Source organism: Vibrio penaeicida, from assembly GCF_002933855.1.
Lineage (GTDB): Bacteria > Pseudomonadota > Gammaproteobacteria > Enterobacterales > Vibrionaceae > Vibrio > Vibrio penaeicida_A.
Genome location: NZ_BFAQ01000016.1, coordinates 20603 through 36639 on the forward strand (window position 1 = coordinate 20603; position 16037 = coordinate 36639).

Annotated in this window: 18 protein-coding genes; 6 read left to right on the forward strand and 12 right to left on the reverse strand. The window is 45.4% G+C overall.

Annotation, left to right across the window (positions count from 1 at the left end):
- Positions 1-35 precede the first annotated feature (35 nt).
- Positions 36-800, forward strand: a complete 765-nt coding sequence (locus VPNCDNU1_RS09310) for an IclR family transcriptional regulator (protein ID WP_104400086.1) — start codon at positions 36-38, stop codon at positions 798-800.
- Positions 801-879: 79 nt separating this feature from the next.
- On the opposite strand, the gene tpiA is transcribed toward VPNCDNU1_RS09310, so the two are convergent.
- Complete coding sequence (gene tpiA / locus VPNCDNU1_RS09315; RefSeq protein ID WP_104400087.1) at positions 880-1650, reverse strand: triose-phosphate isomerase; 771 nt, start codon at positions 1648-1650, stop codon at positions 880-882.
- Positions 1651-1896: 246 nt separating this feature from the next.
- Here tpiA and VPNCDNU1_RS09320 point away from each other — a divergent pair, with 246 nt between their 5' ends.
- A complete protein-coding gene (locus tag VPNCDNU1_RS09320; RefSeq protein ID WP_104400088.1) occupies positions 1897-2244 on the forward strand; it encodes a 5-carboxymethyl-2-hydroxymuconate Delta-isomerase in 348 nt (115 codons plus the stop codon).
- Between the two features lie 17 nt (positions 2245-2261).
- Positions 2262-2690 carry a DUF805 domain-containing protein gene (locus VPNCDNU1_RS09325; RefSeq protein ID WP_104400089.1) on the forward strand — a complete coding sequence of 143 codons (429 nt, stop codon included), beginning with the start codon at positions 2262-2264 and terminating at the stop codon, positions 2688-2690.
- Between the two features lie 144 nt (positions 2691-2834).
- Here the strand turns inward: VPNCDNU1_RS09325 and VPNCDNU1_RS09330 are convergent, their stop codons facing one another.
- The 3 genes from VPNCDNU1_RS09330 to glpX all read right to left on the reverse strand — a co-directional run bounded on the left by VPNCDNU1_RS09330 (position 2835) and on the right by glpX (position 5116).
- A complete protein-coding gene (locus VPNCDNU1_RS09330; protein WP_101114012.1) occupies positions 2835-3164 on the reverse strand; it encodes a DUF3135 domain-containing protein in 330 nt (109 codons plus the stop codon).
- A 179-nt stretch (positions 3165-3343) separates the two neighbouring features.
- Complete coding sequence (locus VPNCDNU1_RS09335; RefSeq protein WP_104400090.1) at positions 3344-3961, reverse strand: helix-turn-helix transcriptional regulator; 618 nt, start codon at positions 3959-3961, stop codon at positions 3344-3346.
- A 147-nt stretch (positions 3962-4108) separates the two neighbouring features.
- Positions 4109-5116: a class II fructose-bisphosphatase gene (gene glpX, locus VPNCDNU1_RS09340; RefSeq protein WP_104400091.1), complete on the reverse strand. Its 1008-nt coding sequence runs from the start codon at positions 5114-5116 to the stop codon at positions 4109-4111.
- A 305-nt stretch (positions 5117-5421) separates the two neighbouring features.
- On the opposite strand from glpX, the gene zapB reads away from it, so the two are divergent.
- The gene (gene zapB / locus VPNCDNU1_RS09345; protein WP_101114015.1) at positions 5422-5664 is read left to right on the forward strand and encodes a cell division protein ZapB; all 243 of its coding nucleotides are present in this window, start codon (positions 5422-5424) and stop codon (positions 5662-5664) included.
- Between the two features lie 245 nt (positions 5665-5909).
- Here the strand turns inward: zapB and rraA are convergent, their stop codons facing one another.
- The 8 genes from rraA to VPNCDNU1_RS28800 all read right to left on the reverse strand — a co-directional run bounded on the left by rraA (position 5910) and on the right by VPNCDNU1_RS28800 (position 13837).
- A complete protein-coding gene (gene rraA / locus VPNCDNU1_RS09350) occupies positions 5910-6440 on the reverse strand; it encodes a ribonuclease E activity regulator RraA (protein ID WP_104400092.1) in 531 nt (176 codons plus the stop codon).
- A 77-nt stretch (positions 6441-6517) separates the two neighbouring features.
- Positions 6518-7435, reverse strand: a complete 918-nt coding sequence (locus VPNCDNU1_RS09355; protein ID WP_104400093.1) for a 1,4-dihydroxy-2-naphthoate polyprenyltransferase — start codon at positions 7433-7435, stop codon at positions 6518-6520.
- A gap of 112 nt (positions 7436-7547) precedes the next feature.
- Entirely contained in the window at positions 7548-8879 is a 1332-nt protein-coding gene (gene hslU, locus VPNCDNU1_RS09360; RefSeq protein ID WP_104400094.1) for an HslU--HslV peptidase ATPase subunit, read from the reverse strand.
- Between the two features lie 13 nt (positions 8880-8892).
- On the reverse strand, positions 8893-9429 hold the full coding sequence (gene hslV / locus VPNCDNU1_RS09365) for an ATP-dependent protease subunit HslV (RefSeq protein WP_101114019.1): 537 nt from the start codon (positions 9427-9429) through the stop codon (positions 8893-8895).
- A 110-nt stretch (positions 9430-9539) separates the two neighbouring features.
- A complete protein-coding gene (locus VPNCDNU1_RS09370) occupies positions 9540-10076 on the reverse strand; it encodes an SPOR domain-containing protein (RefSeq protein WP_101114020.1) in 537 nt (178 codons plus the stop codon).
- Positions 10077-10186: 110 nt separating this feature from the next.
- The gene (gene cytR, locus VPNCDNU1_RS09375; protein ID WP_101114022.1) at positions 10187-11191 is read right to left on the reverse strand and encodes a DNA-binding transcriptional regulator CytR; all 1005 of its coding nucleotides are present in this window, start codon (positions 11189-11191) and stop codon (positions 10187-10189) included.
- 250 nt (positions 11192-11441) lie between these two features.
- Positions 11442-13643: a primosomal protein N' gene (gene priA / locus VPNCDNU1_RS09380; protein WP_104400095.1), complete on the reverse strand. Its 2202-nt coding sequence runs from the start codon at positions 13641-13643 to the stop codon at positions 11442-11444.
- A 47-nt stretch (positions 13644-13690) separates the two neighbouring features.
- On the reverse strand, positions 13691-13837 hold the full coding sequence (locus tag VPNCDNU1_RS28800) for a hypothetical protein (protein ID WP_167404757.1): 147 nt from the start codon (positions 13835-13837) through the stop codon (positions 13691-13693).
- 373 nt (positions 13838-14210) lie between these two features.
- Between VPNCDNU1_RS28800 and rpmE the strand changes: the two genes are divergently transcribed.
- Positions 14211-14426, forward strand: coding sequence for a 50S ribosomal protein L31 (gene rpmE / locus VPNCDNU1_RS09385; RefSeq protein ID WP_104400096.1), 216 nt, complete (start codon positions 14211-14213; stop codon positions 14424-14426).
- 268 nt (positions 14427-14694) lie between these two features.
- The gene (locus VPNCDNU1_RS09390; protein ID WP_104400097.1) at positions 14695-15957 is read left to right on the forward strand and encodes a malic enzyme-like NAD(P)-binding protein; all 1263 of its coding nucleotides are present in this window, start codon (positions 14695-14697) and stop codon (positions 15955-15957) included.
- The last annotated feature ends 80 nt before the right edge of the window (positions 15958-16037 follow it).

The window sequence follows — 16037 nt, forward strand, 5'->3', positions numbered from 1 at the left end:
CTAGGCAAACTCAGGCTTTAAAGAGGGGAAAATACATGGATGAGGAACGGCATTCTTACCCTACCATCATGCGCGGATTTGTGGTGTTGGAGAGAGTGGTGCAAGCACACAAGCCAATATCGACAGCAGACTTGATGGATGAACTCGGTTTAGCCAAGCCGACACTGAACCGAATACTTCAGCAGTTAGAGGAAGAAGGTTTAGTGGAGCGTGAGCCCGTGAGTCGGCGTTATATACCCAGCTTACGTGCGCGTGCTTTTTCGAGGAGCATTATGTCGAATCATGCATTAAGCGCGCCTCGACATGCGATCTTAAAAGTATTGTCTCAAGAAGTTGATGAAACGTGTAATTGCACCATGTTAGATGGCGATCACACCGTTTACTTTGATCGCGTTGAAGCTAATTGGCCGTATCGAATTCAGCTTCCTGTTGGGTCTCAGCTTCCCCTTCATTGCACGGCAAGCGGGAAAATGCTGCTTGCTCATATGAAGCCTAAAGTTCGAGATAAGCTAATCAATGCAACACCATTGAAATCTTATACGTCATTCACGCTTACTGATCCCAGTGCTTTGTTGGAAGAGCTGGAGAAGATTCGTCATGAGGGGATTGCATTTGATCGGGAAGAATTTATGGAAGGTATGGTGGCAATTGCTGTACCCGTCCGGGATCAAAGCGGTAGCGTGTGCTTCACGGTCTCTGTTCATGCCCCTAAAATTCGTAAGACGTTGGAAGATTTACGAATGTATCTCCCCTTTCTGAATAAAGCCGCTACTGCTTTGGCGAAAGTTCAGTTTGAATAACTCTTTCGATATAGCAAAAAAATGCAATAAAAAAGACCAGCCGAAGCTGGTCTTTTTAATGTGTTCTGGAAAATCAGAATTACGCTTTTGCTTCTGCCGCTGCTTTAGCGATAGCTGCGAAACCTTTAGGGTCTAGAGATGCACCACCTACTAGCGCACCATCGATGTCTGGTTGTGCGAAGTAAGATGCTGCATTTTCTGGCTTAACAGAACCACCGTATTGGATGATTACTTGCTCTGCTACTGCTGCATCTTTTTCAGCGATAAGTGCACGGATAGAAGCGTGAATACGCTGTGCATCATCAGCTGTTGCTGCTTTACCAGTACCGATAGCCCAGATTGGTTCGTATGCGATGATTGCGCCATTTAGAGCTTCAACGCCGTAAGCGTCGATCACTGCATTGATTTGACGTGCACATACAGCTTCAGTTTCGCCTGCTTCGTTTTGAGCTTCAGACTCACCGATACAGAATACTGGCTTCAGACCGTTTTCTTTAAGGAACGCGAACTTCTTAGCAACAAACTCGTCAGACTCAGCGTGGTATTCACGACGCTCAGAGTGACCGATGATGATGTGTGTTGCACCGAAATCTTTCAGCATTTCAGGAGAAGTATCACCAGTGAATGCACCGCTGTTATTTACATCAGTGTTTTGCGCGCCCAAGATGATTTTGTTGCCACCTTCTTTAATTAGACGCTCAGCTAGGTCGATGTAAAGTGCTGGTGGAGCAACTGCAACGTCTACACCAGTTACGCCTTCAAGTTCAGCATTTAGGCCATTTAATAGTTCAGTGACCATTGATTTGCTGCCATTAAGTTTCCAGTTACCCATCACTACAGGACGACGCATAGGAATATCTCCATTAATTAATGTAAAAAATAAACGTGATTGCGAAAGAATATAACAGATTAATACGGCTAAATCATGACTGGTGTCATGTCTTTCCGTGATCTGACTGTAAGGCCAGATCTGATGGTGTTACCAAAGAGATAAAAACCAGTGATCAAGTGGGCAGTTTCATGCCCAGAGTGCACCAAGGCGCTTAATTTCCTGTATCTTACCCCCAATCACGGAAGAGAATAATAAGGACGAGCAATGCCTAACTTAGTGATGGAGTATTCGAACTCGGTCGATGAACGAGTGAATGTGCAATTGTTGCTGGAAGATTTACATCAAGCAGCGATAAACAGTGGTTTGTTTGAAGTGTCCTCGGTAAAGTCTCGAGCTTTGCGTTGCCATCATTGGTTGGTGGGGGATCAAGAAGACTCGGTGGATTTTATTCACATTACATTTGATTTGTTAGACGGCAGAACCGAAGAACAAAAACGCACGTTGTCGAGTCAGTTGATGGTGATATTGCAACAGCAAGCCAGTGAAGTTCATAGCTTGACCATTAATGTCCGTGATATGGACACCAAATGTTTTCAAAAAGTGCTCAATTGAGCAAAGGTAAGTAAAAGATGTCGATGAAGCAGTACTTGTTTTCTTTTCGCGGACGTATCGGGCGTCAGGTTTTCTGGATCTGGAATGCGTTCTATTATCTGATTGTGATTGGTTTTAGTTTTGGTGCAGGGACATTATTCCCAGACTTAGGAAATATCATTGCCATCGCCTTCCTAGCGTTTATGCTTTTCCCTGATCTTGCTATTACCGCAAAACGTTGGCACGACAGGGGAAAATCGGTGTACTGGCTTGCATTGCATATTCCGGTTATCGCTGGGCGTGTTTTGGTGCCTGTTGCAGCGCCAGGCGTTGAAATTCAAACTTCACCCCTTGAAATGATTGCTTCTATCTTGGCGCTGGCGGCGGGGGTGTGGATTTTTGTAGAATGTGGTCTGCTGAAAGGCGACGACAAAGAAAACCAATATGGCGCTCCTCCGCTTAAATAAGCCAATCCTCGTGCGATATTGAAAGCGGCAAAAGCGCAACGAATGCAATAGCCCAATGAAAAACGGACCGAAGGAGGTCCGTTTTTGTATTTGTACTCAAACTATGTGTAGAGTTCAGCGAGTTTCGTTTGAGTGTACTTCGAGCTATTGTTTTCGTTCTAAGTCGAACGGAACAATGTCGGCGGATTCCTTAATGATATCGCCATGCAAAGCATCTTGGAATTTACCAATTTGAGCGGTGAGCTCGTTCATTAATGCTACGTTGGCATGAGTTGGGTTTTTACATCGGTCAATGACTCGTTCGATGTGAGTTTGCTGCGCCCGCAAGCGGGGCTGCATTTCAGATGATGCGTATGTAATCATCTCATCGCACATCTTCTGGCGAAATTGATTAAATGCTTCTGGGTCATCCTGAGCCAGAGCGACAAGCTCCTCAAATGGAGGTAAAGTTTGATCATATTGAGCGCGTCCCATCTGCACCCTCCTACTTCTTCGTTACAGCACATGATCAGAGCATACGATAAAATTAGCTCAAAAAATGCACTGTAATTGCTCTATTATTGTTCTGTCTCATTATTGATATATGCAACTTTAATCTTAGGGTAATGCGACAAATTGAGCTTTCAACGTAAGCTTATGATGCGATTGGGAAATTAGTGAGGGCTAATTTGATAGCTGCAGCGACGCTTTCCTTGAATGATATGTTCGGTTCGCGTAACGGAATAATCTTTTCCTAAAAGCTTACGAAAGACATTCAGTTCAGATAAGCAGAGATTGGGGCACCGTTTTGCTGCTCGGCAAATAGGGCAATGATTTTCTATGAGTTCAAATCCTTGCTCGTTTTTTAACAGTTCAACCATGTAACCTTCGCTATCACGGAGCTCAGTAAGCACGTTTAGCTTTTCTTCTAGTGTCTTACAATCTTCCATTGCTGCTTGGTATTGTCTAAGAGTGGTTGCTTCACGTTCAGCGGTGACTTTTTCCATGCCTTCTCGACCAAACACAGACTCCACGGCGTCAATCATATTAATCATCAGGTCGCTATGACCATCAAAGAATTGTGCGTGACCTTTATCGGTAAGTGACCAATGGCGGGTCGGGCGTCCGACTTTCGCTTTTATATCATCAAAATCTAAGAACCCTTCGTCTTCTAGGCTCTGAAGGTGTTGGCGTGCGCCCATCGTTGTCATGGATAAATCTTGTGAAAGTTTTTTGGCAGTAATAGCACCTTCACGTTTGATTTTATTCAGAATCCGATCAGTGGTTTTCATGTTGTCCTTACCTCTAGCTTGATAACTATTATGAGGTATGAGGTTAATAAAGCAAACTCTTGATTAACTGTTTGGCGCTTTGTTAATGGAGGAGTCTAAAAACAAAAAGCGCAGCCTAGGCTGCGCTAATGACAATACTATTATCGCTTACAGGATGAAGTCGCGAACTTCGTCATCTTTACGATCAAGGTAGTGAGTAGACTGAATACGGCGAATCGTACGACAACGACCTCGAATTAACAGTGTTTCGGTAGTGGCGATATTCCCTTGGCGAGAAATCCCCTCAAGCAGATCGCCTTTGGTAATACCGGTCGCAGAAAAGACCACATTGTCGCTGCGCGCCATATCTTCCATACGCAAAACAATGCCAGCGGTAACGCCCATTTCTTTACAGCGCTCTAGCTCTTTTTCGCCATGTACTCGGTTTTCTGGCGTATCGCCTTTGACTTCGTGACGTGGTAGTAAGCGACCGTGCATATCACCATCTAATGCGCGAATAACCGCTGCTGATACCACGCCTTCCGGTGCGCCACCAATGCAGTACATAACATCCACTTCGCTATTTGGCATACAAGTTAGAATGGATGCGGCAACATCACCATCCGGCACAGCAAATACACGAATACCCATCTGCTGCATTTCAGCAATCACGGCATCGTGGCGAGGCTTGGCTAGTGTGGTTACGGTTAATGTATCCAGTGTTTTCCCTAGAGCGGTAGCGATGTTCGTTAGGTTTTCGGCCAGTGGCTTACTCAGATCAATCGCCCCTTTAGCACCCGGACCCACAACCAATTTTTCCATGTACATGTCAGGTGCTTTCAAAAAGCTGCCTTTTTCACCAGCAGCTAGTACCGCTAGCGCATTTGATTGCCCCATTGCGGTCATGCGAGTGCCTTCGATTGGGTCAACCGCGATATCCACGGCATCACCGCCAACGCCAACACTTTCACCAATGTAAAGCATAGGAGCATCATCAATCTCGCCTTCTCCGATAACAATCTCACCAGAGATGTCGGTTTTATTGAGAAGGGCACGCATAACTTCAACAGCGGCACCATCAGCGGCGTTTTTGTCGCCTCGACCAAGCCATTTATAGCCAGCCAGTGCTGCGCCTTCCGTTACTCGGGAAAATGCCATCGCCAAATCGCGTTTCATATGGACTCCAGATACCAAACAAAATTAGAGAAATAATTGGCGGCGATTCTATCACAGCCCCATTCAAACGTTTGCGATTTTGCCTTTGAAATCCAGTGTCGATTGCCCAGCATCAATTTTTGACGGTAAATTTGTAGATATTAATAATGAACGTCAAGATTTGGTTAAATATCGACTTTTTTTTAACCAACCGAGCATAGATCACCAATTTTGAACGTGTGTCTATCAAAGATGCTGAGTAGAATGTGAGGTAATTTGTGAACTTTCATTCACGCAGACTGAATCAAAATAAACAGGTGGCTAACATGTCTTTAGAAGTCCTAGAGCAGCTAGAAGTAAAAATCCAAACCGCAGTTGATACTATCGCACTTCTACAAATGGAAGTGGAAGAATTGAAAGAGCAAAACGCTCAACTTAATTCCGAAGCAAACGAGTTGAAAAGCAACCGTGAAGAGTTAGAGTCACAAAACATTAAGATGCGTGAAGAGCACACTGCGTGGCAGGAGCGTATTCGTAATCTTCTTGGGAAGATGGACGACGTAGAATAACTCAAGCCTAAGTTTGCCCTATTATTTTATAGCGTCGTCAGAAGTGCTCATTTACATTCGTAAACTCCGCGCTTCTTCCTAGCTCTAAAAAAATAGGGGCGGCACTTAGACATTGATTTATAATTGCTAGGCTGAAGAATCAACTTGTGTAGATTCCTAAAACCTAACAAAACAAAAAAGCAGCCGATGGCTGCTTTTTTGGTATGGATACTACGGTGAAGATACTTGCTTATTCTTCTTCGTCTTTATTCTTCTTCGTCTGAGAAGTCGTCGTCTTCATCTTCACTTTCTAAGTCGGAGTCGAGAGGCTCTTGGGAGATGATGATACCCGTGTTATCAGCGTAGAGGTAATCTTCTGGTAGGAAGGTTACGCCACCAAAGTTGACGGCTACATCGATTTCACCAACGCTTTGCTGCGCTGCGCCGACTGGAATTGAAGCGAGGGCTTGGATACCGATGTTCATGTCTTCGAGTTCGTCGACTTCACGCACACACCCGTAAACTACAATGCCTTCCCATTCATTTTCTTCTGCTAAAGACGCCAGATCTGCATCGATTAAAGCTCGGCGTAATGAACCGCCTCCGTCGATGAGTAATACTCGACCTACACCATCTTGTTCCAATACCTTTCTGATTAAGCCATTATCTTCAAAGCATTTCACGGTTGTAAGCTGACCCGCGAACGAGGCACTACCACCAAAATTACTGAACATCGGTTCCACTACATCTACTTGATCCAGGTAGATATCGCATAGTGCTGAGGTGTTGTATTCCATAAGCAAGTCGTCTTCTGTTACGCAGTTCTGTATTCGAGTATATATGCCTAGTAAGTCATTGCAATGACAAGGCTCAATTAAGTCATCAGAGTTTGACCCGTGATCACGATTGAGAATAAGAGGTTAGTTATCAAGGCACATTTAACAATGACAGGCATCATGGGTGCCAGCTCGGTTGGGGTAGAGGCAGCGAGTACCGCTCTGCCATGATTGACCACAAATAGTATGGCCAGCAACATGCTCAAACCCCAAGCTAATGCAGTGTTTTGTAAAGCTAAGAAAGCAATGAACGGGACCATTCCACCAGTTAACAGCAACATGTGGTAACGTTTTGCACGTTGAGCACCAAGGCGAACCGCCATCGTTTGTTTGCCACAAGCGGCGTCATTATCGATGTCCCTCATGTTGTTGATGTTAAGGACGGCAACGGCCAAAAGCCCACAACCAATCGAAGGAAGGAAAATGGTGGCATCAATAAAACCAGTATGAAGAAAAAAGGTGCCAGCAACGCCAAGTAGCCCAAAGAAGATGAACACCGAAAGATCCCCTAAACCGATATAACCATAAGGCTTGTTACCAACCGTATAGGCGATGGCGGCCACAATCGCGAGTAACCCAAGTGCCAGAAACGCGGCAATGCTGGTGGGGGATTGCAGAGCATAAAAAATGAGAGCGAGACCAGACAGTATCGTGAGAGCAATATTGATGATAATGGCATTTCTCATGGTTTTTGCAGTGACTGCACCCGATTGGATCGCACGCACAGGACCGATTCTATCTTGGTTGTCGGTGCCTTTTAGAGCGTCACCATAATCATTAGCTAAGTTGGATAGTATCTGTAACAGAATCGCAGTCAGTAAGGCCAACAGCATTACTGGAAGAGAAAAATGACCATTGAATAAAGCTAGGCTACTGCCGGTTGCGATAGAGGCAAAGGCCAAAGGCAGTGTTTTTGGGCGAGCGGCGCCCAGCCATACACTTAAAGATTGTCTCATGCTTCGTACGTCGTTGCTCGATTTGCATCCAGTATAACAACGACTTTGAAGAGGTGAATACAAAAAGCCCGCCTAAGTGCGGCGGGCTTGTTTTATATCAAATATGGGGTGTTTATAGAATAAAACGGCTTAAGTCTTCGTCTTCTACAAATTCACCTAACTTGGATTGCACGTAGTCGGAATCGATCGTCACCGAACTTCCACCTTTTTCAGTGGCTTCAAATGAGATTTCTTCCATCAAGCGCTCCATCACAGTGTGCAAACGTCGGGCACCGATATTTTCCGTGGTTTCGTTGACTTGCCATGCTGCATCTGCGATTTGTGCAATGCCTTCTTCTGTGAAACTAACGTCAACAGATTCTGTCGCCATTAGGGCAGAGTATTGCTCAGTCAGAGAAGCTTTAGGTTCGGTCAGGATACGTTTGAAATCTTCGCTTGTTAGGGCTTCCAGCTCTACACGAATCGGTAGACGACCTTGCAGCTCTGGGATCAGATCGGATGGCTTCGCTACTTGGAATGCGCCGGATGCGACAAACAGAATATGGTCTGTTTTTACCATGCCGTGCTTGGTCGACACCGTACTGCCTTCAATCAAAGGAAGTAGATCGCGCTGGACACCTTCACGAGATACATCTGGACCAGAGCTCTCACCACGCTTACAGATTTTGTCGATTTCATCGATGAATACAATGCCATTATTTTCCACGTTATAGATGGCTTGCTCTTTCAGTTCTTCTTGGTTGACGAGCTTCGCGGCTTCTTCTTCGGCTAGCGCTTTAAACGCGTCTTTGATCTTCATCTTGCGGCTTTTCTTGGTATCGCCTGCAAGGTTTTGGAACATGCCTTGAAGTTGGTTGGTCATCTCTTCCATACCAGGAGGAGCCATGATTTCCACGCCCATTTGAGGCGCAGCCACTTCAATATCGATCTCTTTGTCGTCTAGCTTGCCTTCTCGTAGCTTCTTGCGGAAAACTTGACGGGTGTTGGATTTATCTTCTGTGTTATCACTTGATCCCCAACCTTCACGTGGCGGAGGAAGCAATGCATCCAGAATGCGTTCTTCGGCTTGTTCTTCAGCGCGGAATTTTACTTTTTCCATCGCTTGCTGATGCGTCATTTTGATCGCAACGTCAGTCAAATCTCGAATAATGGTCTCGACTTCTTTGCCGACATAGCCCACTTCGGTGAATTTAGTTGCTTCCACTTTCATGAACGGGGCATTGGCTAACTTAGCTAAGCGGCGAGCGATTTCAGTTTTACCCACACCCGTTGGACCGATCATTAAGATGTTCTTTGGGGTGACTTCAGCTCGCAAGCTTTCTTCGAGTTGCATTCGACGCCAGCGGTTACGAAGCGCAATGGCTACAGCGCGTTTGGCTTTGTCTTGACCGATGATATGACGATTTAATTCGTGAACAATTTCTCTAGGTGTCATTTCAGACATAGGGTAATCCTTATTATTCTTGCGCCGCGGTGTCGAGTTCTTCAACGGTATGATGGTGGTTGGTGAAAACACAAATATCACCAGCAATTTTCAGCGATTTTTCAGCGATTTCACGGGCGTCTAACTCTGTATTTTCGAGCAGAGCAGTGGCTGCGGCTTGCGCAAAGTTACCACCAGAGCCAATGGCGATGAGATCGTTTTCTGGCTGAACCACGTCACCATTACCAGTGATGATAAGCGAGGCTGTTTCATCCGCTACGGCGAGTAGAGCTTCAAGTTTTCTTAATGCGCGGTCACTGCGCCAGTCTTTTGCCAATTCAACGGCCGCTTTTGTTAGGTGACCTTGATGCATTTGCAGTTTGCTTTCAAATCTCTCGAAAAGAGTGAATGCGTCTGCCGTACCGCCGGCAAATCCAGCTAGTACTTTATTATTGTAGAGGCGACGCACTTTCTTTGCGTTGCCTTTCATTACGGTGTTACCCAACGATACTTGACCGTCTCCAGCGATGACGACTTTATTATTTCGGCGTACAGATACGATAGTAGTCACTTTTATTAACCTTTTAATTCGCTCGCGATATAACTCGGATATGAGGGCTGGAGATAAAAAAACAAGGGAGCCAGCGGCTCCCTTGTGAATTTAGTCATGAACGCAGTGCTCTATTGCGACTCTTTCCAGATGGCACAAGGCTCTATCTTGGCGCGCTGAAGTTTGTGACGATCGCGCTCTGCATCGCGTTTTTTAACATACGGTCCAAGCACGACACGATACCAGCTACTGCCTTCCTTTTTACGGATCTTACTGCTGATGCCTTGAAAGGCTATATCTACTTTGCGTGCTTCTGCTTGCGCGAGCGTTTTATACGCTCCACATTGCATTATATATGGAATCTCAGACACCACTTGCTCTTTGGCTTCGACTTGCACTTCTCGCTTTGGAAGTGAATCGACGTATTCCCACTTTTCTTCAGGTGGTGGTGGCAATGGTTTAGGTTTGCTCACCGGTTTCTTCGGTTTCTGAGCAACCTGAGGTTTGGGTGGTTCAGGATCTTGGCTGAGCATATAAAGCCCATAACCAAACCCGCCAGCAAGTAAAATGGCGATAAGACCTGCTTTCCACGGCTTCTTATTGGATGTTTGTTTTCTGGTAGGCTTCTTTTGCCCACGCCCTCTTCTTACGTAATCTTTATTTGCCACGGTTTAACAGCTTGCAGTCAATAAAAAACGGGTAACATGGTAATCCAGAATTGCTCTGGAAAACCAGTGTTACCAGTGAAAAGCTTGCAGGTGAGTCCACTTTCGACGTGTTAAGTTCTTGGTGGAGCCGCGCTTTCTCGGATTTTCAAGTGTGTTTCCAACAGGCGTGAACCTGCGTGAACATCGCGACCTTTCAAGATCTCAAGCAACATTAGCATTGCTTGTCGACCAATTTCATAGCGTGGCTGTGTGATGGTCGTCAGTGGTGGATCGCAGAATTCAGCAAACTGAATATCGTCGAAACCTACTACGGATAAATCCTGAGGTACTTTTAATCCTGCGGCTTTTGCCCCTTTGATTGCTCCAATTGCCATGGCGTCGTTATGACAGAATACGGCGGTTGGCGGCTCTGGTAGTGAAAGCAATTTGGTGACGGCTTTGTGACCAGATTCAAAGGTGAAATCTCCCATCTCTTTATAAGTGGGGTTCATTGTAATGCCAGCTCTTCTCAGCGCTTGCTGATACCCTTGGTTTCTAAATTGGCAAAGCGCTGCATCGTCTGGTCCGGAAATCTGAGCAATCTTGGAATGACCCATTTGTGTCAGATAGTTCACCGCCTCGAAAGACGACGTTAGGTTATCAATATGAACCGTCGGCAATTCCAGTTCCGGCGCAAACTCACAAGCCATCACGAGTGGTGGCAGGTTTTTTTGTTCCGGCTTGCTGACGTCGAATGGCAAGTGCGTACCCAAGAGCAACATGCCATCGGCTTGTTTAGTGAAAACCAAGTTGACCAACGAGCTCTCTCGTTTCTTTTGCTGACCGCTGTCCCCCAATAGTACGAGATACCCATTTTCCACAGCCACATCTTCAATGCCACGAATGATCTCTGTGAAATAGGAGTCACAGATGTCAGGTACAATTGCAACGATGGTTTTGGATTCATTACGTCGTAAGTTTCTTGCTAGTGAATTCGGTGAATAACCAGCTTCCAAAACGGCGCTCTCTACACGTTTACGCGTAGTAGATGAAACCTTCTCAGGGTTCATCAGAGCTCGTGATACGGTTGCAGTAGAAACTCCTGCTAGCTGGGCAACATCCTTCATTGTCGCCATAGTAAGTTGTCCTCTTTATTTTTCATGGCTGTAATAGCATCTATAAGATTTATATCTAGCGCTGACGTGAGCAACTTTTTTATTGGATATTTTATGCTCTAAATTAAGATTAATTTACGGGCAGATTAACAAATTTTGCATAAGTAGCGTGACATCAATCACATAGGATCATATTCATTTTCTCAAACTAGCTACAAAATACCGTTGAGTAACAGAACTGACATCACATCAATTTACAGAGATTTTACTTCTAACTAAGATCTTGGGGCTCAATGTCGGTTGTCCATCGCACTTTTTTTGCCAATGGCAGTGCATCTATGACGACTTTTGAACTGTACAACAATTTTTGCATTAAAGATCGTGACGGTGCTTGCAATATTAGCTGCCAACGCGACTTGCCAGCACGCCGTGCTAGCGGTGCGGGCATTGGTCCTAATACCATACATTCACCATTAAAAATTGGATTTGATTCAATGGTTTGTCTAACTTGTCTTAGGAATTGCTCGCCCGTTTCCTCATGATTTGCTTCGGCGCGAAATAAGGTAAGAAAAGCGTAAGGTGGCAGTAAGGCAAGCTTTCTTTCTTCAAGTGCTGTTTGAGCAAAATGTCCATACCCTTTATGAAGAAGAGCTTGCAGTAGCTGATGTTCAGGATGATGTGTTTGTAAGACGACTTCCCCTGCTTTACTGGCTCGACCTGCACGCCCTGCCACTTGAATAAAGAGCTGTGCTAGCCTTTCGGAAGCTCTAAAGTCACTGCTGTACAGCGAGCTATCAACATCAATCAGTGCAACGAGCGTGACGTCTGGAAAGTGGTGACCTTTCGCCAACATTTGCGTACCAATCAAGATTTGATATTCGTTGTTCCGAATGGACTCCAAGGCACTTTCCAGGCTGCCTTTACGTCGGGTGCTGTCCCTGTCTATACGAATGGCCTTGAATTCGGGAAACAAGCTGGCAAGTTGTTCTTCCAACTGCTCTGTGCCAACACCGACGGATACCAATTGTGTCGAGCCGCAGCCTTGGCACTGATGCAATACAGGGTGTTGAGCCCCGCAGTGGTGGCACCGCATTTCTCGGCTATTTTGGTGAAATGTGTAGTAGGCATCGCAGCGATGACATTCGGCAATCCACCCACATTCATGGCACATGAGGGCAGGTGAGTAGCCTCTGCGATTGAGGAACAGCATGACTTGGTTGCCAGCCGTTAAGTGTTTACGCATCTCTGCAATCAGTGGGGCGGATAAGCCGCTCTCAAGGTATAGCCCTTTTACGTCCAGCACTTTATTGGTTGTTGGCATTGCAGCACCAGCTCGGTTTGCCAACGTTAAGTGATGATATTTACCATTCAATGCATTATGGAGTGTTTCGAGTGCAGGGGTCGCGCTGCCTAATATGACGGGAATCTTCTCTTTAGCCGCTCGCATCACCGCAACATCTCTAGCGTGATAGCGCAAACTGTCTTGTTGTTTGTATGAAGCGTCGTGTTCTTCGTCGACAATGATGATGCCAAGATCGGCAAACGGCGTCAGTAACGCAGAGCGAGTCCCTATGACAATACCTGCGTGTTTATCACGTGCCGCTAACCAAGCATTCAAACGCTCGGTATCGTTTAAACCGGAATGAATGACTTCTACTGGGACACTAAAGCGACGTTTGAAGCGATTGATGGTTTGCGGTGTTAAGCCAATTTCTGGCACCAAAACGAGTGCCTGCTTCCCTTTGTCTAGAACCGGCTTAATCATATTCAAATAGACTTCGGTTTTACCCGAACCAGTAACCCCTTCTAACAGAAAACAACCAAAGTCCTGATGGCTATTTACAGCGGCAATCGCAACAGACTGCTCTTCGTTGAGCTTGGGCTTTTCCTCAGTGCTTTCTACTTGTTTTGTCCAATCTAAGGCAACAGGCTTACTTTCTATTTGTTCTACCCAACCTTTCTCTTGCAAGGTTTTTAATACCTGGCTGGATATTTCGTTGTCGAGCATCATTTGATGGGGGACAGCGCCATTGGCGACCAGATGCATCGCTTTGGCTTGCTGAACGGCTCGACCAAACCCGCTCATGATTTGATCTTTACCAGAGGACGTTATAACCCACTCTTTTAAAGTACTAAAGTCGGCAGGTTTTCCTTTCCTTAGTAAAGCAGGCATAGCATTCGCTAATGTGTCACCTAACGGATAGAGATAAAATTGGCTGCACCACTGCAATAATGCGTACAGAGAACCCTGCCAAACAGGTGACTCATCCAGTACTTCTTTAATTCCCTTTAGTTGATGAGCGGGAAACTCAGACTGACTGACGAGCTCCGTTACAATACCAACCAAAGTTTGCCTTCCAAAAGGTACACTAACGCGACCGCCAATCACTGGAAATTGATGGGGGGCAATAAGGTAATCAAATTGCTTGTCCAATGGTACGGGCAAAGCGACTCTGGCAATAGAAGGGCGCATAAATCTTTTATAAAGAACCTGATAGGAATCGCTTGAGTATACTCAAGTTACCTCAAGATGCTAGGTTCAGCGAGATTTGCTTGGTTTTCAGGCAAGGCACCGATTTGAAGATCTAGTGGTTCTAAATCAAGAATCGGTAACGCAGCATGAGAGACAAGCAATTCTCGCCCTTGGGAGCTTATCTTCTGTCCCATTTCATCGTCAAAGAACTTGGAAAGGACTCGTCATTCCACTGCGTCCTTTTCCTTGAATTGAAACAGAAGATAGAGCTCTGAATCCTGCACCTTGAGGTAAATTGAGTATATAACCGAGTAAGATTCGCTAAGTAACCTATCCATCAAATCTGGCTAAACTCGAATTTTCTTACCCGCAGGGTAAGTGGGTGAAAACTGTCTTTAAATCAAAAATAGTTGGCGAAAAAACTGCCAAATAGGTTGATCCTACCTAAATGTTTCATTACTATACTGCGCCTTGATGATGTGGTCATTCCGCATCGATTTATCTGAAACTACGTGTGGTGTCCGGCATAGAATCGGATGGCGACACGGCCCAATTTGAGGTTATCCCATGAAAGTAGGTATTCACCCAGAATACAAAGCGGTTGCAGCAACATGTTCTTGTGGCAACACTTTTGAGTTCCAAACAACTCTAGACAAAGAGTCTATCCACCTAGACGTATGTGACAAATGTCACCCGTTCTACACTGGTAAGCAGCGTATCGTTGATACTGGCGGCCGTGTTGATCGCTTCAACAAGCGTTTTGGTGCTCTTAGCAGCAAGTAATTACGAAATCGTAATACTGACCAAATTTGAAAAGGACGCCTCGGCGTCCTTTTTTCGTTCATGAAATAAATGTTTTTTGATTCAGCTCTCGGTTAAGTGGTCTTAGCTCTTCCAAAATTACCTCTCTTTGACTTTAGCAATCTATGAAGATTGCAAGCCATACTTTAGTATAAAGATACAGTTGAAGTTATTTTTGCGGTCGGCTTCAGCTCATAATGTAAGAAACACCCTTTACCTAACCAAAAAACAATAATTGGAACGTCCCCACATGTCCGAAGACAACAGCCAACAAGATTTTCGCCAACAAGCTCTGGATTATCACGCTCAACCTACCCCCGGTAAAATTTCCGTCGAACTCACTAAGCCTGCAAATACGGTGGAAGATCTCGCACTTGCGTACAGCCCTGGCGTAGCCGAACCTGTCCGCGAGATCGCACAAAATGCCGACAATGTTTATAAGTACACAGCCAAAGGCAACATGGTGGCTGTGATTTCTAACGGCACAGCCATCCTTGGGCTGGGTAACCTAGGACCATTAGCGTCCAAACCTGTGATGGAAGGTAAGTCGCTTCTTTTTAAACGTTTTGCTGGTCTTGATTCCATCGATATCGAAGTGAAACATCGCACGATTGATGAATTCGTGGATACCGTTGCCAACATTGCGGATACGTTTGGTGGAATCAACTTAGAAGATATTAAAGCGCCAGACTGTTTCGAGATTGAACAACGTCTTATCGAGCGTTGTGACGTTCCCGTTTTTCATGATGATCAACACGGCACAGCCATCGTGACAGCCGCTGGTATGTTGAATGCTATTGAGCTTCAAGGTAAGAAACTCGAAGACGCTACGATTGTTTGTTTAGGGGCTGGGGCAGCAGCCGTCGCTTGTATGGAACTGCTTATCAAATGCGGTGCGCAACGCGAAAAAATCTACATGTTGGATCGCAAAGGTGTGATTCACACTCGTCGCGATGACCTTAATGAATATAAGCAGTTGTTTGCAAACAACACGGATAAACGCACGTTGGAAGATGTCATTGAGGAGGCCGACCTTTTCTTAGGGGTGTCTGGTCCTGATTTATTGCCTGCAGAATCTCTAAAGCTGATGGCGGATAAACCTGTTGTCTTTGCGTGTTCTAACCCTGATCCAGAAATCAAACCGGAACTCGCCCATCAAGTTCGTGATGATCTGATTATGGGTACGGGTCGAAGCGATTACCCGAATCAGGTCAACAATGTTATTTGTTTCCCATTTCTTTTCCGCGGTGCGTTGGATGTTCGTGCCAGTGAAATTAATGATGAAATGAAGCTTGCAGCAGTAGATGCTATTCGACAGTTAGCAAAAGAGCCAGTGCCAGAAGAAGTGAAAAAAGCGGCAGGTGTTTCGGAGTTAGAATTTGGTTCCGGTTATATCATCCCGAAACCGATGGACGCTCGTTTACTACCACGAGTAGCAAAAGCGGTTGCGCAAGCGGCGATTGATTCAGGCGTTGCTCGTATTGAAATGCCTGAAAACTATATGCAATCCTGAACGTGACAGTCTGATTCACTTTTCATGTGTGTCAGATTAAACGTACATTGCTTTTTCAATACACATAAAAAAGGGGATAG